Genomic DNA, 19,874 nt, shown 5'->3' on the forward strand with positions numbered 1-19,874 from the left:
TCTACTTTGATATTATTTCTGAAAGTGATCTCAGTTTTCTTCGACATCTTTCATAGAAAGGTTCATTCTTCCCTTATCATCGATTTCGGTAAACTTGACCTTTACCACGTCTCCGACCTTAACGACATCCTCGACCTTCTCTACGCGGTTCTTGGCGAGCTTTGAAATGTGGACGAGTCCTTCTTTACCGGGAGCGAATTCAACAAATGCGCCGAAATTCATAATACGTGTAACAGTTCCGGTAAATACATTGCCCACGACCGGATCAAGCACGATGGAATTTATGATCTCCTGGGCCTTGTATCCCGCGGCGCGGTCGATAGCGGCGATAAATACGCTGCCGTCGTCTTCAATGTCGATCTTCGCGCCTGTGTCTGCGCAGATCTTTTGAATTACTTTTCCGCCGCTGCCGATTACTTCTCTGATCTTATCGGGATTGATTCTCATTGTTATCATTTTTGGCGCATACGGAGAAACATCGTCACGCGGTTTATCTATGCATTTACAGATTATTTCGTCAATTATATAGTTTCTTGCTTTGTGAGTGGTTTCAAGTGCGTTTTTGATTATTTCCGGAGTAAGTCCGTCGATTTTAAGGTCCATCTGGATTGCGGTTATACCGTCTTTCGTTCCGGCCACCTTAAAGTCCATATCGCCGAAGAAATCCTCAAGACCCTGTATGTCGATCATCGTCATCCATCTGTCGTCTTCGGTAATCAAGCCGCATGAAATTCCGGCAACGGGCTTTTTGATCGGAACGCCTGCGTCCATCAGCGCGAGAGTGCTGCCGCAGATCGAAGCCTGTGAAGTCGAACCGTTTGATGAAACGACTTCGGAAACGAGACGGATTGCATACGGAAATTCTTCTACCGCCGGAATGACCGGCTCAAGCGCTCTTTCCGCGAGAGCTCCGTGACCGATCTCTCGGCGTCCTGGGCTACGAGTGGATTTTGCTTCTCCTACGGAATAAGCCGGCATATTGTAATGGTGCATATATCTCTTGAATTCTTCATCGTCAATACCGTCCAGCATCTGGCTGTCTTTAACGGAGCCGAGAGTGGCGACGGTGAGAACCTGAGTCTGACCGCGGGTGAACATTCCGGAGCCATGCGTGCGCGGCAATAATCCGACTTCTGCCGCGAGAGGACGCATTTGATCCATTTTTCTGCTATCGACACGCTTATGATCGTCAAGCAGCCAGCGGCGAACGACATATTTCTGAAGCTTGTATATGCATTCGTTCATCATCGGATGACTTTCAGGATATTTTTCATCGAAAGCTTCGTATATTCTGTTCGTTATTGCGAGAATTTTTACATCCCTGACTTTTTTATCATCTGTATCGAGAGCGACACGCACATCATCTATGGCAAAGTTTTTAATATCGTCATACATATCGTGATTAACTTCGCAGGAAGGATAATCGAATTTCGGCTTGCCGATTTCTCCGATTATCATGTTGATGAAACCGATCAATTCTTTGATCTTTTCATGAGCGAGCATAATCGCGTCATACATGTCTTCGTCGGAGACTTCCTTTGCTCCGGCTTCGATCATAACGACCTTTTTTTCACTTGCCGCGACGGTCAGCTCAAGCGTGGATTTTTCCTTCTGAGCCGCGGTCGGGTTTACAACGAGTTTTCCGTCGACAAGCCCGATCATAGCCCCGCCTATAGGTCCGTTCCATGGAATATCGGAAATAGACAGTGCTATGGAAGCGCCGATCATGCCGGTTATCTCCGGTGAACAGTCAGGATCAACGGAAAGCACGAGCAGAGAAATACATACGTCATTTCTCAGATCCTTAGGGAAGAGAGGACGAATCGGTCTGTCGATGACACGTGAGGTAAGAATTGCTTTTTCGCTTGGACGGCCTTCTCTCTTTAAAAAGCTGCCGGGTATTTTACCTACCGCATAAAGTCTTTCTTCAAAGTCAACGGAAAGCGGAAGAAAATCTATTCCGTCTCTGGGGGCCGCGCTTGCCGTTGCGTTTGCAAGAATAACGGTGTCGCCATATCTTATAAGGCAGGAACCGTTGGAAAGCTGACTGATTTTTCCGGTCTCTACTATAAGGGGACGACCGGCGTATTCATATTTGAACACTTTGTAATTTTCAAACATTTCAAATTCCTTTCTCTTTTGTCCCCGCGTGAGATTAGCGTTTACAAAAATAAATGAGCTTAAATTTCTGTTCGTTTGTTTTTGTAAAGGCTAATCGCATTTGTCCGCTTTACGGAAAATTTCGCGCGGGGAAATTAATCTGATCTCTTTTTGACAGATATTTTGCGCGGCCGCGCAGGCGGCCGCGCTTTGGCTCACTTTCTGATGCTGAGCTTGTCGATTATCGCTCTGTAGCGATTGATGTCTTTTTTGGAAAGATAGGTAAGAAGATTTCTTCTATGTCCAACCATTTTCAAAAGACCTCTGCGGGAATGATGATCCTTGGGATTTACCTTAAGATGCTCGGTAAGTGTTTCTATTCTTTTGGTAAGAATGGCGATCTGCACTTCGGGCGATCCGGTGTCTCCTTCGTGAATGGCATATTCTGTGATTATGCCTTGCTTTTCATCTTTTAAAAGCATTGTCTTTACCTCCGTATTAATATAAGGCAGTCTCCTTCGACCCGGACACGGGAAAGGGCGTCGTATTCCGAAAGGATTCACAAACGGCCTCGGAGTTAACCCGTGACTGCGCCGCGGACGAAAATACCCAAATACTATTATAACATATATTAAGTTTTATGTAAATAGTATTTTCTCATTTTTGCGAAGATTTTATACTTGGTGAATAAAAAAAGAAAAATTCAGAGCCGTGGAAGCGGAGTTAAATTTAATTTTACGAGGAAAGGCGTGTCTGCTTTTGTGATTTTCTGTTTGTCAGACCGGAGGTTTACCTCTTCTTTAATATTCCGCCATGTCACGTATACCGAAAGAAGCGGAGCGACAAATTATATGCCGCTCCGTGATCTTATTTACCGCCGTGACTTATTAAATAAACTACGATAATGATTATTCCTCGGGTTTTGGCGCTTCGACCGGGCAGACATCGGCGCAGGATCCGCATTCAGCGCAGGTGTCCTTGTCGATTACGGCCTTGCCGTCCTTAAGTGTTATTGCGCTGACCGGACATTCGTCCACACATGCTCCGCATCCGATACAGTCATCGGTAATGATGTATGCCATAATTGATTACCTCCTGTTTTTTGATATTATATAATAAACCGCCGAAATAATAAAGGGGTTTTAAAAATATTTATTCTATATTGCTTAATTCATCTCGCTTTTCGTTTTCGATGCGTTTCCTCATACCCGTAACTTTTAGGTCGTCGCGGTTGAATATCTCCGGCGCCAGATCCGGCGCGGAATCAAGTTTTACTTTGACAAAGCCCGAAAGAACGTTCGCTTCGATCACAGTGCCGCCGCCTTTTGGAGTCATGACAATGCTGTCAACCCGGGGCGTTTTTCGCGCCTCCTCCTCGTAAACCTGGTTTTCAAATCTGAGACAGCACATAAGCCTTCCGCAGGTGCCTGATATTTTCACAGAATTTAGCGAAAGATTCTGATCCTTGGCCATTTTAATGGACACCTGGCTGAAATCGTCAAGAAAAGTTTTACAGCAGAACGGACGTCCGCAAATTCCGAGCCCTCCGATCTGCTTGGCTTCGTCTCTGACGCCTATCTGGCGCAGTTCTATGCGTGTTTTAAATACGGATGCGAGGTCTTTCACAAGTTCTCTGAAGTCTATCCGTCCGTCTGCGGTGAAATAAAACAAAAGCTTTGTATTGTCAAAGGTATATTCCACGTCGATCAGCGCCATATCAAGACCATGCCCGGCGACAAGCTCGATAAATTTTGTCTTCGCTCTTTCCTCAACAGCCGTGTTTTCGGACACTTTTTTCAAATCGACATTGTTTGCGAGCCTTATCACCTTTTTAAGCGGAGAAACTATATCGCTTCGCCTTACAACACGGTTTGCAAGCGATACCGTTCCGAATTCTATTCCTCGCGCTGTTTCGACGATTACCTGATCGCCGGGAACGAGCTTATATTCCTGAGGTGAAAAATAATAAATTTTGCCGCCTGTTCTGAATTTTACTCCGACAATTTCATCAGTCTCAGGCTGGCCATCCGTAACCCCGGCATCCTTTACCGGCATTTTCTCGTCGTCATTTTCTGCGATAACTTCTTCAGCGGCGGATTTTTCTTCTTCCAGTGAAATTATATCTTTTCTTGATTTTTTTTCTGACATTTTATATTCTGCTTTCCTATTCGGCTTTTTCGTAAATAACGCTGTCGGGAATGTGGATAAGCTTTATGTCGGCTCCAACGGCGTTGAGCTTTTCGATTATCCTCTCGTATCCGCGCTGTATATGATATATTTCATCGATTTCGGTGCGTCCTGAAGCCGCAAGACCGGCAATGATCATTGCCACCCCGGCTCTCAGGTCTACCGCTCTGACAGGAGCGGCGGTTAGAGCTCCCGTACCTTCTATAATCGCAACCTTTCCGTCAACCTTTATTTTGGCGCTCATACGCTTCAATTCTTCGACATATCTGAATCTGCTGTCGAACACGCCTTCGGTTAATATGCTCGTGCCTTCGGCAAGGCATAAAAGCACGCACATCTGCGGATTCATATCCGTCGGAAAACCGGGATACGGCAAGGTCTTGATATTCACCCTTGAAAGCCGGCCTTTCCTTTCGACGATCACGGCCTCATCTTCCTCCGTTATTGAGACGCCCATTTCAATGAGCTTTGCGGAGATTGAATCCATGTGCTTGGGTATGACGCCGTTGATCTTAAGTCTTCCGCCGGTCGCCGCGGCAAGAATCATATAAGTACCGGCCTCAATCATATCTGGAATTATCGCATACGTTACGCCATGAAGCTTTTTAACGCCGCGGATCTTTATTACATCGGTGCCCGCTCCGCTGATCTGAGCGCCGCACGCATTGAGGAAATTGGCGGTGTCAACAATGTGCGGTTCGTGCGCGGCATTTTCGATTATGGTAATACCGTCCGCCTTTACCGCGGCAAGCATTGTGTTGATCGTGCCTCCGACCGTGACGACATCCATATATATGGAAGAACCCTTAAGTCCGCCGGAAGCTTCGGCGTTTATATATCCGTTCTGAACTGTCACATCGGCTCCGAGTGCTTCGAAGCCTTTAATATGCTGATCTATCGGGCGTACTCCGAAATCACAGCCGCCCGGATAACCTACATGAGCTCTTGAATACCTGCCGAGCTCCGCGCCAATAAGATAATAAGAGGCACGCATTTTCCCGACGATATCGACGGGAGACGAGCCGGGAATGAGAGAGGTCGTGTCAATAATCGCCGTATTTCGGTCGCGTCGCTCCACCTTCGCGCCCATTGCCCTGAGTATATCAAGCGAATTGTTGACATCGCTGATATCAGGCAGGTTTTCTATTATACATTCGTCCTCGACAAGTATAGTCGACAGAATTATGGCGTCGGCAGCATTTTTCATTCCGGAAACGCTTATATCTCCTGTAAGCCGCCTGCCGCCGTATATTACGATTTTATCCATGTGTGCAGTCTTTCCTTATGCAAATTATTATAAGTATATCATCTTTTCAACACAATTAAAAGAGGTTTTTATCAATAATTTCAATATTCCGTTTTTGTTTCACCTCTGTTAATAAGCAATAATTAATAATAATTGCTTCATATGAGAGAAAAATCCATATACAGAGTCATTTCTCTCAATAAAACGCGATTTTTATTAACTCAGCAATTAAATAATTTTCGTGTGAAGAGAGAAAAGACTCTGTATATGGACTTTTCTATCTTATATAACATTATAACAAGGATTATTTAATTGCCGTTTTAATATTTGCATCGTCAATAATTGTCTCCTTAACAACACCGCTGACTCCATCCACGTATACTTTTTTACCGTCCGAAAATTCTATCTGATATGTCGGTATCATATAAAAACCGGTTTCTGAATGGAAAACGCTTCCGTAGCAAAGCTCCGTACATATCACATCGCCGGTTATATCCTTCACACCGAAAAGCGCGTTTATGCCGTCTATCATTGGAAGAGAATAGGACGCGTCCGGTTTTATGAATATGAAACTGCCGCTGATATACACAAGCTCATTGCCGGAAAACACGAACACTATGCGCTTGTCGCAGACAGGAAGTCCTTCTATTATCTGCACAGCCGCAAAATATTCGAGTCCGTCCTCTTTTGCGCCTCCGAGGTATACAAGTGTTTTGTCTTCAAATGAAACTTCTGTCAAACCGCCGGTCAGCTCTTCCAGCAGCTTTTTTTGTTTTGGCGAAGGCTCTATGCCGGGCTTCACCGATCCGCTAAGAAGCTCGTTTACCTTTACAAAAACCTTCTCTTCAGAATATTTACCTGAATTATCTGAGTTCATAACCGCTTCCGGATATATCACATCCTCATCCGCATTTTTTTCCGATTCAGGGATCAGCAAACCGAGGTTTATATAAATTATACTATTATCTTTTCTGATTTCCACGGACACATTTTTCCCGATATAAAGCATGCTGTCGGGACTCCCGTATAATAATTTTCCGTCGCTTCCTACAAGCGCAGCGACAAGCGTTTTAACTTTTTTTTCGGACATTGTGAAATGAAACGTGGGCTTTTTTTGAAGAACTGTCATCACAGAGCTGTCCGAAACGTTCAGCCCGCGCTTTTTCAATATTTCTTCCGCGTTCGCAACCGCCTCTTGAGTCAGCGTTCCGCGGTTTTCTTTGTATGAAACGAACGTTATAGCCAGAAAAATGTTTACTGCCGCAAGCATTATCAACAGGATCCGCTCAAGTATTTTAGAATTCATTCAACTTTCCTGCCATTCTCCGTATCGCTTTTACTGAATGCCCAGTCTGCGGAAAACATATATCCGTTTTGCTTTAAAACATAGCAAAGAGACGCCCCGCGCGCGCTATACGATGCGTTTTCAGCGCGTAATATCACCATGGCCGCTCTGATCGGCATTATAGCGGTTGTCGAATCGGCAGCGGCGTTCACGCTCAGCATGTCCGCGCTGAGATACATTATTTTTTCATCTGTTATTCCGACTGTGACCGACGGTCCGTTTTCTCCGGTTATTTGTGTAAGTCTTATTCCGTTGTAATAATACGAGAACTGAAAAAACACGCATCCGCTTGCGCTGTCAAACGTTATGCTTCTCAGACGAAGCGAGGCCTCTCCTCCAAAGATTCCAGCCGGCAGCGAAGCAGCGATGACGCTTGCCGCCCTTACGCGCTCCGCAAATGAATACTTGTCTGAATCAGATCCGATCAGTGTTCCTATTTTTATGCCGCCGTCAGCCGCCTCATATCTGAGTTTTCCGGTCGGGCTGATGGCAAGAGACATTGAGCTGTCGGCAAATATGATCGAATTGTCGGCCGCGTAATGTTTCGTAAGTATAGGATTGATATAAAAACAGCTCAGTATTTTTTTTATATATTCGTCCTGCAGCAGCTCGGACGATGCGTTGGTTTGATCCAGATAAGCGGCAAAGCGCTCCGCCGGCTGTGCACATAATAATTTCTGAGATGTCTTTATTGTTTTGACAATCGGGAAATCCGAAGGCATCCCATCAAATAACTTCGAATCCTCCGTATTTTCATATAAAAAGTTAAATTCGCAGAAACCTACATTGCTATTATATTCATCCGCGACAGCTTTGTTAAAAGCATATCCGTGATCCGGGAGCTTTTCGGTAAAAAGTGTAATATTTCCGCTGTCATCGCGCGCGCACGCGTTTAAAAGACCGTTTTGCTCGACATATATAACTATACACCTGATATTTGCTCCCCCGATGCTGCCGTCACATACGCTGAGATCGCTGTCCGCGTTAAGGGCGGACACAGCCGCGCTGTTAATTTCACAGTCATACATTATGAATGCGTTCGTGCCCGCGTCAAAAGCGCGCATATACATATCCTCGGCTTCTTCTCCTTCGACAGCTCTGCACACGGATTTTGAGGAAAACAACACAGTCAGATATTGTCTGAGATTAGCATAAACTGATTTTATGAGAGAATCGTCGTAAGCGCATCCTTTCTTTTTACCGGATTCAGCCAGCGATATGAACACGGGCGTTATTTGCAATCCGTCTATTGCAGGTTCTTCTTGTGCGCCATGCAGACTGGTGAATATCCATTTATGCTCCGCCGGAAAATTGCCCGCGTTTTCTGATTGCGGAGCTTCCAGACGAGCGCCGATATAACCGCCCCATAGTAACGCCATTGTCGCGCATAATATTATTATCGCAGTACGTCTGACTACATCTCCCGCGGTGAATGTTTTTTTTTCGGATTTCATAACATATCCTGCCTCTTGTATCTTGCCGCCGACGCGGCAAATCAGTGGTATTCCCGGCTCGCAATATCGGAGTCAAATCCGGCGGCGCATAAAATAAACGCGGTCACGGCTATTGAAACATTGACATTTTTATTTGACGGGGTCAACAGCTCTTCCAGCTTTGAAAACAGCTTCAGAAGATATTTTTCATCAGGTATACCGCATAAGGAATAAAGCCTTTCCGTATCAGACCAGAACATCGGCGTAAAGCCGGTCATGCCGGAAAATCGGGAAACAATCACATCCCTGAATGAAAGCTTCAGCATTGCCATAAGCGTCAAGACACCGTTTTTGTCAGAGTTATCTCCGAATGTATCAAAAAGCTCCGCAAGCCCGGCTCCGCGCGTGCATTTTTCTGTAAAATCTTCTGCTCTCTTTCTCAAGGCGGCAAATTCTTCATCTTCCGCGAGCTTCAGCGCCGAGCCGACGGAGCCGCCGGACAACAGCGCGATCTTCTCAAGTTCATCTGCGCTTTTTTCCGGATATTTTTCCCGCAGCAAGGCGGTCATAGTTTTAATCTCTACCGCTTCGGTCTTAAGTCTGAAGCAGCGGGACAGCACGGTCGGCAACACTGCCGTTATATCCGAAACAGCTAATATGAATGTCACGCCCTGCGATGGTTCCTCGATTGTTTTAAGAAGCGCGTTTTGCGCCTGGACAGTCATAGCGTCGGCCGGCTTTATAATAAAAAAGCGCCTGTCTCCTTCTGCCGGAACGATATGCGAAGCCGCGTTGATTTCCCTGACGGCATCTACGGATATCTGCTTTTTATCTTCCTCCGGCGCAAGCTCTATCACATCCGGATGCTCTCCGTCGAATATCCTTCGGCAGTCGATGCATTCAAGGCACGGGACATCGCCACGCTTTTTTTTGCACAGCGCGCAAGCGCACATATATCGCGCCATAAGCAGTCTTCCTCTGCCCGGGGCGCCTTCTATTATATATGCGCCGAGCAGCCGTTCCTCGGAAGAGACGCGCCGTGCATATGTTTTTATTCCTTCATTTCCGACAATGATGGGGTTCATGCCCTCTCGCATCTTTCAACGTTGAGAACAAATATGGTCGCTCCTCCGACGGTAACCTCTATGGGATAACTGCCCATAGTGGTAGGACTGTATGAAAAATCCATGGGGGCCGTCTGTGTGCGGCGTTTTGAATACTTTTTTATCGTTTCGATCGCTTTATCAACTTCATCGTCATTTATGACGGATATAAAGGTGGAGTTTCCGCTCATTAAAAAACCGCCGGTTGACGCGAGCTTCGTAACTTGAAATCCTTCTTTTGTAAGACGGCTCGATACTGTCGGGCCGTCGTCGTTGTTGATTACAGCAAGTATCAGTTTCATATCGCGGCTTCCTTTCAGATTATATCAATCAATTATTATATTGCCCCATATAATTATAACATAACCGCCGATGTTTTGCAACCTGACAAATATCAAGCTGGATTTTGAATATCAATTATCGAAAACCTGACGGTTTATCCTGTTTTAAACACGAAATGTGCGGATTATTAATCGGAAACAAAATATTAATAACTATTTTTCAAAAAACCTCTTCACATCGGGCGGAAAATATGATATTATTACATTGTATTTGATTTAAACGCTTCCGGGTTTGCAATATCCGGAGCTTTCTATATTTGTTTATATTATTATGAAAAGGAATCACGCCGCCGGTTTTATATGGCGGATGACGGAAAAACATGAAATCAAAAGTACTCAGCTTTGTTTTTTGCTTTGTGGCGTTTGCGCTTTCAATGGTTTTAATGCTGCAAATTGTAAATCCGTCCGGGCTTGAGCCAAAGCCGCAGACAGGTGAATATATTCCCACCGAGACCGGAAATCATCTTCCGCCTATCACCACCGGCTCTCCAGATACGGGTATCAATACCGGCAGCATGACGCTTTCCGATGTTGCCGAAACCGGTAAAGCCGCCGTGGCCGCCATTGACCGCCTTGCATACTCGGATAATAAGGAATATGCCAATTCTCTCGGCAAGCTCGTCACACAGCTGCGCGCCGCGTCGGCTTATCTTTCCGAGAAGGCGTCCGATATGGACGGCTCGCTTTATTATGCCGCCCTTGCGGATCTGTTCGACGAGATCCTGTCAAAGCCGTTTACCGACAACAGCAACTTTTCATCCAACGTATCAGCATACTTAAAGCGACTTGACAGCATATATCCCGCGGACGCCGCGAACAGCGCCGCCTCCGCCGAGCTTGCCGAAGGTCAGACGAGAATGTATTATCCGAAGTTTGATACCGACGTGAACGGAGCATTCGTCCTTGCTATGCTTTCGTTATATGAGAAACAGGCAGTTCAGAATCCCAATGTCATAACGATATCTGTCGGCGGCAACGTCGTTCTGGGCGACAGTATATCCACATCGGACGAAAAAAGCTTTGCAAATCAGATAAAAAAATACGGTAATAATTTTAACTATCCGTTTTTCCGCGTTTCTCCATTATTTGCTACGGATTCTCTGTCACTGATAAGCCTTGAAAATCCGCTTACGAGTTCCATAAATCTCAGCGACGGAGTAAATGCGGTAAAGGGATATCCCGAATACGTGGATATGCTTAAAAAAGGCTCTGTCGAAGCCGCGACCTTCTCGTCCGAGCACGCCAAAGATTACGGTGACAACGGATATACTGATACAATTACAGCGTTCGCCAACGCCGGGATCGCTCTTTCAATCCAATCCGAGATTAAATATATCGACAACTCCGCCGGAAAGATAGCCCTGATTACTTATAATATCATTGATCAGAAGGAAGATTTCGTTGATATTCCCAAAGATGATATCGCAAAAGCAAAAGCTAATGGCGCCGCGCTTGTGATCGTCAGCTTCCATTGGGTGAATTCAAATACCGGAAAGGACGAATACTCCTCCGATATCGCCGGGATCCAGGCGCGTTCGGCTCGTAAAGCAATCGACAACGGAGCGGCTCTTGTCATAGGAAGCCATCCGCATATAATGCAGGCTGTCGAAAAATATAACGGAAAATCGATAATATATTCACCGGGCGATCTCTCTTATGCCGCGACGCTTGATACCACGAAAGCATCGAAAGAGACGTTTATCTTTCGTCAGAGCTTTACTATTGAAAACGGAAACGCGACACCGTCCGCTATGAACGTTTTTCCTGTGATCAACACCTCCTCCGACAGTGAAAATGATTTCCTGCCGACGCCTGTGTTTGATTCAAGGGCCGAAACGATTATAAACAATCTTGTTACGTATTCCACCGCAAGCAAATACGGAATAAAAAAAACAGACATTAATTATATAGTAATCACAAAGCAATAAAGCTGACAGAAACTTTACAGAGCGAAATTTAAGCTTCAAATATACATATCGTGACAACAGGTTATTTGGCTTTACGGTTATAGAAATTACACTTCCGTTGCGTCAATACAGAAAGGCATGGTCATAGCAATGAAAAAATCCCTTTTTAAATTTCTTGCGCTTCTCGCCTTGATTTCAATCCTCATATCCTCCTGCGGTCCCGCGGGAAATACCGGAGATAAGGCTAAATTCGATCTTTCCTCCGCAACCGGCATTTATTTCGTGTATTCGGATTTCGGATATTACCTCATGGATGAAAGCAACGAGCTTTCCGACAAGGTATTGACGGCACTGTCCACGTGTATGTCCGGCAAGTTTGATGAAATAAGCGTGGAATTCCCCGAAAACCTTTCGGACACCGACGAGGTGAAGGCAATGCTCGAAAGCAAGGAGCGCATAGAGGTGCTCTTCCCGGCTCCCGTGACTCTCAAGCTGACAAAAACCGACGGAAGCACATTTGTACTCAACGATTATGACCGTATAATCGTGGCGGTGGACAGCAACGAGATATACCTCTCTAAAAACGGCGTATACAGTACGGGAAAGATAAAAACCGTCGACACCTCAGCGATCAAGCAGCTGATCAAAGACAACCGCGACTACCTTTACACATTGGAATAATTTTTAAATGCTTTCGGGTGAGAAATCGTCCGAAAGTAAACTTTTTAACCGGAATAATAAAAAAATAAGAGGAAACAATTCATATGAAAAAAGCAGTAATAGTAATGGGAAGCGACAGCGATCTCGGAATAATGAAAGGCTGCATCGACACTCTGACGGAATTCTCAATTCCGTTCGAGGTGAGAATAATATCCGCTCACCGCACACCGCGCGCGGCGGAGGAATTTGCATCAAACGCAAGAAAAAACGGCGTGGGTGTCATAATTGCCGCGGCGGGAAAAGCCGCGCACCTGGCCGGAGTGCTGGCCGCTTACACAACGCTGCCTGTTATCGCCGTGCCGATCAAGGGCAGCGCTCTTGACGGAATGGACGCGCTGCTTTCAATGGTTCAAATGCCGTCCGGTGTCCCGGTTGCCACTGTGGCCATAGACGGAGCCGCGAATGCCGCGATCCTCGCCGCGCAGATCCTCTCGCTTTCAGACGAAGCTCTTGAAGCAAAGCTCACCGATCACAAGAAAAAAATGGAGCTCGGTGTGGAAGAAAAGGACAGAAAAATACGCGAACAATTCGGCATATAAAGATACGCGGCTTATTTGTCCATATAAAAGTCCAAAATTTAAATATATATGATAAACGAAAGGCATGGTAATTTTATGCAAAAGCTTGAACAGCTCTACGAAGGCAAAGCGAAAAAAGTATTCAAAACAGATAATCCGGATATCTATCTTGTATATTACAAAGATGATGCCACCGCTTTCAACGGACTTAAAAAAGGTACCATCGAAGGCAAAGGCGTCATAAACAACCGCGTGACTAATCATCTTATGCGGTTGTTGGAGAAAAAAGGCATACCGACTCATTATGTGGAAGAAATATCCCCCCGCGAAACGCTTGTGAAGCGTGTTTCCATCGTGCCTATTGAAGTGATTGTCAGAAACATAGCAGCTGGTTCTCTTTCAAAACGCCTCGGAATTCCAGAGGGCACAAAGATGAACAAAACCGTCCTCGAATTCAGCTACAAGAACGATGAACTCGGAGATCCCATGATCAACGATTATCATGCGCTCGCTATGGGTATCGCTACCGAAGAGGATCTTCAGATAATAAAGGACATGGCGTTTAAGATCAATACGATCCTCGCCGCTTATCTTGCAGACCTCAATATTGAGCTTATAGATTTCAAGCTCGAATTCGGCCGCGATAAGGACGGCAAAATAATTCTCGCCGATGAGATATCTCCGGACACATGCCGCTTCTGGGATTCAGTGACACAGGAAAAGCTGGATAAGGATCGATTCAGACGCGATCTCGGAAATGTCGAAGGCGCATATAAAGAGATTTTAAAGAGACTTCTTGGAGAATAAGGAATACGCTTAAGGACCCTTTTGGAAAAGGATCCTTAAGAATCCCCTAAAACTCATTTTATGATTTCCGCGAAAACCGTATTGAGGTTCTGCAATATTAAAGCTTCGTTTTAAAAAAGGGTCCTTAAGAATCCCCTAAAACTCATTTTGTGATTTCCGCGAAAACCGTATTGAGGTTCTGCAAGCTCAAGGCTTAGTCTTGGAAAAGGGTCCTTAAGAATCCCCTGAAACTCATTTTGTGATTTCCGCTGATGAATCTTTGAATGCCCGAAAACCCATATTTTTTACAGCGGTATAAGGTTACACGATAAGATAATTAAATTAACACACCTAAAGGCAGAATAAATGACAGAAAATATTAAAAAAATCGCCGTGCTTGTATCCGGGGGCGGCACTAATTTACAGGCGCTTATCGACGCGCAAAAAACCGGTGTCTTAAAAAGCGGAAGAATTTGTCTTGTCGTTTCGTCAAAGCCCGGGGCATACGCACTTACCCGCGCGGCAAGCGAGAGGATACCAACCGAAACGCTTGATATCGCGGAATATCCCGACCGTAACGATTACAGCCGGCGGCTTGCCGAGATCGTTTCGTCATATGAAGCGGATCTGGTTGTTCTCGCAGGCTTTATGGTTATATTTACGCCGGAATTCATCGAAAGATTTGAAAACCGCATCATAAATGTACATCCGAGTCTTATTCCGTCATTCTGCGGCGAAGGCTTTTACGGTCTCAGAGTCCACCGCGCGGCGCTGGACCGCGGAGTAAAGGTAAGCGGCGCGACAGTGCATTTTGTCAATTCTGTCACTGACGGAGGGCCGATAATACTCCAGAAAGCGGTCGAGGTTCGTGAGGACGATACACCTGAGACGCTTCAGCAGCGTATAATGCGTGAGGCCGAATGGAAGCTGCTTCCGCAGGCCGCGGAGCTGTTTTGCTCCGGCCGTATCTCTGTTTTAGGCTGCCCCGGCGGCGGATCGGGTAAAGTATATATATCAGAAGCAGAGGAGAATAAAAACAAATGAAAAGAAGAGCAATCATCAGTCTGACCGATAAGACGGGAGCCGTCGATTTTGCGCTCCAGCTGGAAAAACTGGGTTATGAGATAGTTTCAACCGGAGGAACCGCGAAAATACTAAAGGAAAACGGCGTTGCCGTAACAAATGTATCAGATATAACCGGCTTTCCCGAATGCCTCGACGGAAGAGTAAAGACGCTTCATCCCGCCATTCACGCAGGTATTCTCGCCATGCGCGACAATCCGGAGCACATGAAGACATTAGAGGAACAGGGTATTGTTCCTATAGATATTGTCGCGATAAATCTTTATCCGTTCAAAGCGACTGTATTGAAGCCCGGAGTAACACGCGAGGAAGCAATCGAAAACATAGATATTGGCGGGCCGACCATGCTTCGGGCGGCGGCAAAGAATTACGGTGATGTCGCCGTTATCGTCGATCCCTCCGATTATAACACTGTCATAGACGAACTGAAAAACGGTGGAATCACAAAGGAAACCAAGCTGAAGCTCTGTTATAAGGTGTTCAATCATACCGCCGCCTACGACGCGCTCATCGCCGATTATCTGCGCCGCGAAACCGGCAGCGATATTTTTCCGGAAAAGCTCACGCTTACCTACGAAAAGGTTCAGGAAATGCGTTACGGCGAGAATCCTCATCAGAAGGCCTCCTTCTACAAGGAAATCTCCAACAACCGTACCGGCACCCTCGTATGCGCGGAGCAGCTCCACGGAAAGGAACTGAGCTATAACAATATAAACGATACCAACGGCGCACTTGATCTCGTCAAGGAATTCGACGAGCCATGTATTATCGCCGTAAAACATGCCAATCCCTGCGGAGTGGGAATCGGAGATACGATTTACGACGCGTATATAAAGGCCTATGAAGCTGATCCTGTATCAATCTACGGAGGAATCGTTGCCGCAAACCGTGAAATCGACGCGAAAACCGCCGGAGAGATATCAAAAATATTCCTCGAAATTGTCATTGCTCCGTCCTTCACGCCGGAAGCGCTGGAAATAATTGAAAAGAAAAAGAATATCCGCGTTATGCGTCTGCCCGATATCGCAAAGAAAAGCACACCTGATATGCTTGATATGAAAAAGGTCGCCGGTGGGCTTCTCGTTCAAACGCTGGACACAGAGCTCTATAATCCCGAGGAGCTTCATTGTGTGACTGACAGAAAGCCGACCGATGAGGAAATGAAGGCTCTGCTGTTCAACTGGCGCGTCGTCAAGCACACAAAGTCGAACGCCATTGTTATCGGAAACGCGGACCGCACTACGGGCGTCGGCCCCGGACAAACAAACCGTATAACAGCGCTTGAGCTGGCTATTAAATACGCAGGAGACAAGGCCGCCGGAAGCGTAATGGCTTCCGATGCGTACTTCCCGTTCGACGACTGCGTCAATGCCGCGTATAAGGCCGGGATTACAGCGATAATTCAACCGGGCGGCTCGATCCGCGATCCTGATTCTATCGCCGCGTGCAACAAATACGGAATAGCGATGATCTTCACCGGCATGCGTCACTTCAAGCATTAATTTATAAGGACGCGCTGGGGGACTTTTTCGCGAAAAAGTCCCCCGGGCCCCAAAAAGCTCATTCAGGATAACAATAAAAGCTAAATGAAATTTATTTATATCTCCAAATGAGTTTTAGGGGATTCTTAAGCCCCTTTTTCAAAAGGGGGTCTTAAGCGGGGTTTGGGGCGGAGCCCCAATTATATATATATATAAATAATAAGAGGATTAAGGCAATGGAAAAGCTCGACATACTTGTGGTCGGCGGTGGCGGGAGAGAACATGCAGTCTGTGCCGCGCTCAGAAAAAGTGAAAAATGCGGCAGGCTGTACTGCGCGCCTGGTAACGGCGGCATTTCCGAAATAGCGGAATGCGTTCCGGTAAAAGCGACAGACCTTGACGGTATTGTCGCCGCCGCAAAGAATAAAAAAGTATCTCTTGTGTTCGTAACTCCGGATGATCCGCTGGTCATGGGACTTTGTGATCGCCTCGCAGCCGAAGGGATTTCCTCCTTCGGACCGATGGCTGCCGCCGCAAGAATTGAAGGCAGCAAGGTATTCTCGAAACAGCTGATGAAAAGATACGGCATCCCGACCGCCTCTTACGAGGTATTTGACGATCCGGAAGCCGCTCTGGGATTTATTAAAACGCGCGGAGAATATCCCACGGTAATAAAAGCCGACGGGCTTGCGCTCGGAAAGGGCGTTATAATCGCCGAGGATTACGCGGCTGCGGAAAACGGCATAAAGCAGATAATGACAGATAAAATATTTGGCGCATCAGGAGACCGCGTAGTCATTGAGGAATTTCTGACCGGTCCGGAGGTTTCCGTGCTCGCGTTTTGCGATGGGAGGACAATAAAGCCGATGGCTTCCGCTCAGGATCACAAGAGAGCATACGATTATGACAAGGGTCCGAACACGGGCGGAATGGGCGCCTTTTCACCGAGCAATAAATATACAGACGAAATTGCGGACATCTGCATGAATACGATCTTCATCCCGACTGTAAACGCCATGATCGCAGAGGGCTGTCCTTTCCGCGGGGTCATTTACTTCGGTCTTATGCTCACGCCAAAGGGTCCGCGCGTCATTGAATATAACGCTCGCTTCGGCGATCCCGAAACGCAGGTTGTTCTTCCAAGAATGAAGACCGATCTTATTGATATAGTCCTCGCCGTCAATTCGGGCACGCTTGATAAGCTCGAAATAGAATTTTCCGCAGACGCCTGCGCGTGCGTTGTGGCCGCGTCCGGCGGATATCCGGTTAAATACGAAAAGGGTTTTGAAATCAGCGGAATTGATAAGGTAAACGGCGCGGTTGTGTATCACGCCGGTACGACAAAGACAGGAGATAAATACTATACATCCGGCGGACGGGTTTTATGCGTCTCCGCACTCGCGCCCACGCTTGACGAAGCGGTAAAAAAGGCATATGAAGAATTAAAAAAGATTTCCTTTGAGAAAATGCACTACAGAACCGATATAGGCAAGAAGTAATCAGACAATAAAAAGCTATATTATATAAAGATGCAAAACAGAGCCGAAGACTACAATAAGTAGTGCAACGGCTCTGTTTTTACGAACTTAACGAATTCAACGATACACGCAAGATATCATCCGGCAAATCGAGCATTTTAAGCCGTCACGACTTATTAAATTCATTCATTTGGGTTTTCTCCTTTATAATATTCGTCACAATTCCGTCGGCGCCATAACCGTTCATAATCTTTGTGACTAACAATGCGGTTTACAAGATCGATAGGAGAGTGAATCCCTGCTTCGTCGCACCATTTGACGTCAAGTACATATGTATCCATGTCAAACTCGTCGGTATCAATATAAACCGGTATACTTTCCCATCCGGCGAGATATGCCGCAACTGTACGGGTATGACCATCTGTCATAAGTTTCCGACCACAAAATTCCTTTATCGGAACCGGATCAAAATTGCTTTTATCAGACTGATTCAACCACTCCTTAACATTCCGTAGTTTACCGTCGCTGATATAAAGCTGGCTTGGCTGCAAGTCGATTATCGGTAGCGTAAAGATACTGTTATCACTCGGCCGATATCGATGGTGTTCTATGTATTCACTACGTGTCAGACGGTAGTGATACTGAAATTTCCCCTTCTGAGGTTGTGGTAAATCTTCACTCAACACAATGATAAAGCCGTTTTTTTCCCAAACTCTCCGCGAGCGGATGTTGTAGTCCTCACAAAAACAATGTAACACATCAACATTCTCACCGTTGAAAGCAAAATCAATTAGCATGGCAATAAACAGTGAGCCAATACCCTTATTCCAATATGATTTTTCACCGATAGACATGTCGATTCTCCGTACATCAATTGCAGGATCATACATAGCTTTGACATATAGAAGATTCATTTTTTGAAGCCAACACTCGCCTATTGGTATACTATTGACTTCAACTAAAAAATATAAACAGTTTTCCATATCACCACCATAAATTTTATGTACAGTATCAGGCGTATAGGATATGTTTGTCTCGGCTGTACCGCCTTCTGTCCAGTAAAGCACCTCCGGGTCAGCGTTCCATTTGTATAGGTACGGCAAATATTTATCAGCAAGCGGACGCAGAACTACATTGTACTCGTCATTACCGCCGTATAGAGTTATATCGTGCGATTTTATAATACTCATTTCTTTCCTCCTAAATCCTTTTCCAGAACATTGTCTGTGTATGACATCCGTAAAAAGTTGTTTCATATAATCGCTGAAGCTCTCTGTTAGGTTCATCAAGTTTTAAACAAATCTGATTGATTTTACCGTCGTATACATTAGAAAATGCAACGGGATATCCGGGATTAAGCGCAAGTAATTCATCAATCGTATGCTTCTCGCTTTGTATAAGTAACTGCCCTGTAAAGCCAATTCTTTCATAGAAACCTTCGGCACTTTCTACTGAACCGAGTGCAAGCAAATGAACATTAAGGTTTTTTGCTTCTTTCTCAACCTGGGCTATAAGTTCCTTTGCTATTCCGCATTTTCTGTGTTCTTCGTCCACGGCTACAATATCGATGGTAATGTTTCCGTTGTCTTCAAGATGAGAAGGTGTAATACCGATCACCTTACCTTCTGATTCGGCATAAATCAATAGTTCTGGATGTGCTTTCATTCGTTCTGACCAGCTTTGGTGGTTAAATTCACTACCGAATATGTGTTTAGCAAAGATGAGAATTCGCTCAAGCTCATGTTCGTTTGTCGCGTATTTTATAATATAATTCATTTATAATTCCTCCGATAAAATAAAAACACGGTAAGGTATAATCCATGTGGGGATTACGGCCTTACCGTTTGTCATTCTCCGATGCAAACAAGAAGGCCACGGACGAAACATCCGTGACCTATAAGCTTAAGATAACAGTCGGCAAATAACAACACTTAATAAAGCATAGTTTAAATCTACACTTATAATGCTGTTATTACCGACGAACTCAGAGATTAACTCTGTTTTAAGCTCCGCACAATGTCTCGTCGTTATCCTTTTTTGCGGAGCAAACCAGTCGATCCAATTTCATGACGCCTGATATATAAAACATGGTGTAACTGTCCTTTATGAGGTTGCCATAGTATAACACGGATTTTCACCAAAATCA

18 protein-coding genes are annotated in these 19,874 nt (G+C 45.5%); 7 read left to right on the forward strand and 11 right to left on the reverse strand.

Annotated elements, in window-relative coordinates:
- Window positions 1-30: 30 nt before the first annotated feature.
- From VB118_03360 to VB118_03400, 9 genes are all read right to left on the reverse strand, one after another.
- Complete coding sequence (locus tag VB118_03360) at window positions 31-2,121, reverse strand: polyribonucleotide nucleotidyltransferase (GenBank protein ID MEA4831639.1); 2,091 nt, start codon at window positions 2,119-2,121, stop codon at window positions 31-33.
- 194 nt (window positions 2,122-2,315) lie between these two features.
- Window positions 2,316-2,582 carry a 30S ribosomal protein S15 gene (rpsO, locus tag VB118_03365; protein MEA4831640.1) on the reverse strand — a complete coding sequence of 89 codons (267 nt, stop codon included), beginning with the start codon at window positions 2,580-2,582 and terminating at the stop codon, window positions 2,316-2,318.
- Between the two features lie 426 nt (window positions 2,583-3,008).
- The gene (locus VB118_03370) at window positions 3,009-3,182 is read right to left on the reverse strand and encodes a 4Fe-4S binding protein (protein ID MEA4831641.1); all 174 of its coding nucleotides are present in this window, start codon (window positions 3,180-3,182) and stop codon (window positions 3,009-3,011) included.
- A 70-nt stretch (window positions 3,183-3,252) separates the two neighbouring features.
- Window positions 3,253-4,155, reverse strand: coding sequence for a stage 0 sporulation family protein (locus tag VB118_03375; protein MEA4831642.1), 903 nt, complete (start codon window positions 4,153-4,155; stop codon window positions 3,253-3,255).
- A 109-nt stretch (window positions 4,156-4,264) separates the two neighbouring features.
- Window positions 4,265-5,554: a UDP-N-acetylglucosamine 1-carboxyvinyltransferase gene (locus VB118_03380; GenBank protein ID MEA4831643.1), complete on the reverse strand. Its 1,290-nt coding sequence runs from the start codon at window positions 5,552-5,554 to the stop codon at window positions 4,265-4,267.
- 283 nt (window positions 5,555-5,837) lie between these two features.
- Complete coding sequence (locus tag VB118_03385; GenBank protein MEA4831644.1) at window positions 5,838-6,839, reverse strand: hypothetical protein; 1,002 nt, start codon at window positions 6,837-6,839, stop codon at window positions 5,838-5,840.
- Window positions 6,836-8,332: a hypothetical protein gene (locus VB118_03390; GenBank protein ID MEA4831645.1), complete on the reverse strand. Its 1,497-nt coding sequence runs from the start codon at window positions 8,330-8,332 to the stop codon at window positions 6,836-6,838. Before VB118_03390 ends, VB118_03385 begins: the two co-directional genes overlap by 4 nt.
- 41 nt (window positions 8,333-8,373) lie before the next feature.
- Entirely contained in the window at window positions 8,374-9,396 is a 1,023-nt protein-coding gene (locus tag VB118_03395) for a hypothetical protein (GenBank protein MEA4831646.1), read from the reverse strand.
- A complete protein-coding gene (locus VB118_03400) occupies window positions 9,393-9,716 on the reverse strand; it encodes a cyclic-di-AMP receptor (GenBank protein ID MEA4831647.1) in 324 nt (107 codons plus the stop codon). The genes VB118_03395 and VB118_03400 overlap by 4 nt, the downstream gene beginning before the upstream one ends.
- A gap of 359 nt (window positions 9,717-10,075) precedes the next feature.
- On the opposite strand from VB118_03400, the gene VB118_03405 reads away from it, so the two are divergent.
- From VB118_03405 to purD, 7 genes are all read left to right on the forward strand, one after another.
- The gene (locus VB118_03405) at window positions 10,076-11,683 is read left to right on the forward strand and encodes a CapA family protein (protein MEA4831648.1); all 1,608 of its coding nucleotides are present in this window, start codon (window positions 10,076-10,078) and stop codon (window positions 11,681-11,683) included.
- Window positions 11,684-11,812: 129 nt separating this feature from the next.
- Window positions 11,813-12,343: a hypothetical protein gene (locus VB118_03410; GenBank protein MEA4831649.1), complete on the forward strand. Its 531-nt coding sequence runs from the start codon at window positions 11,813-11,815 to the stop codon at window positions 12,341-12,343.
- Window positions 12,344-12,426: 83 nt separating this feature from the next.
- Window positions 12,427-12,921 carry a 5-(carboxyamino)imidazole ribonucleotide mutase gene (gene purE / locus VB118_03415; GenBank protein MEA4831650.1) on the forward strand — a complete coding sequence of 165 codons (495 nt, stop codon included), beginning with the start codon at window positions 12,427-12,429 and terminating at the stop codon, window positions 12,919-12,921.
- Window positions 12,922-12,996: 75 nt separating this feature from the next.
- A complete protein-coding gene (gene purC, locus VB118_03420) occupies window positions 12,997-13,707 on the forward strand; it encodes a phosphoribosylaminoimidazolesuccinocarboxamide synthase (protein MEA4831651.1) in 711 nt (236 codons plus the stop codon).
- A 357-nt stretch (window positions 13,708-14,064) separates the two neighbouring features.
- Window positions 14,065-14,730 carry a phosphoribosylglycinamide formyltransferase gene (gene purN, locus VB118_03425; GenBank protein MEA4831652.1) on the forward strand — a complete coding sequence of 222 codons (666 nt, stop codon included), beginning with the start codon at window positions 14,065-14,067 and terminating at the stop codon, window positions 14,728-14,730.
- The gene (purH, locus tag VB118_03430; GenBank protein MEA4831653.1) at window positions 14,727-16,271 is read left to right on the forward strand and encodes a bifunctional phosphoribosylaminoimidazolecarboxamide formyltransferase/IMP cyclohydrolase; all 1,545 of its coding nucleotides are present in this window, start codon (window positions 14,727-14,729) and stop codon (window positions 16,269-16,271) included. The genes purN and purH overlap by 4 nt, the downstream gene beginning before the upstream one ends.
- Window positions 16,272-16,486: 215 nt before the next feature.
- Window positions 16,487-17,749, forward strand: a complete 1,263-nt coding sequence (gene purD / locus VB118_03435) for a phosphoribosylamine--glycine ligase (protein ID MEA4831654.1) — start codon at window positions 16,487-16,489, stop codon at window positions 17,747-17,749.
- A 161-nt stretch (window positions 17,750-17,910) separates the two neighbouring features.
- Here purD and VB118_03440 read toward each other — a convergent pair whose 3' ends face one another.
- Both VB118_03440 and VB118_03445 read right to left on the reverse strand, forming a co-directional pair.
- On the reverse strand, window positions 17,911-18,918 hold the full coding sequence (locus VB118_03440; GenBank protein ID MEA4831655.1) for a GNAT family N-acetyltransferase: 1,008 nt from the start codon (window positions 18,916-18,918) through the stop codon (window positions 17,911-17,913).
- A 10-nt stretch (window positions 18,919-18,928) separates the two neighbouring features.
- Complete coding sequence (locus VB118_03445; protein MEA4831656.1) at window positions 18,929-19,504, reverse strand: GNAT family N-acetyltransferase; 576 nt, start codon at window positions 19,502-19,504, stop codon at window positions 18,929-18,931.
- Between the last annotated feature and the right edge of the window lie 370 nt (window positions 19,505-19,874).

It is taken from the genome of Oscillospiraceae bacterium, assembly GCA_034925865.1.
GTDB lineage: Bacteria > Bacillota > Clostridia > Oscillospirales > SIG627 > SIG704.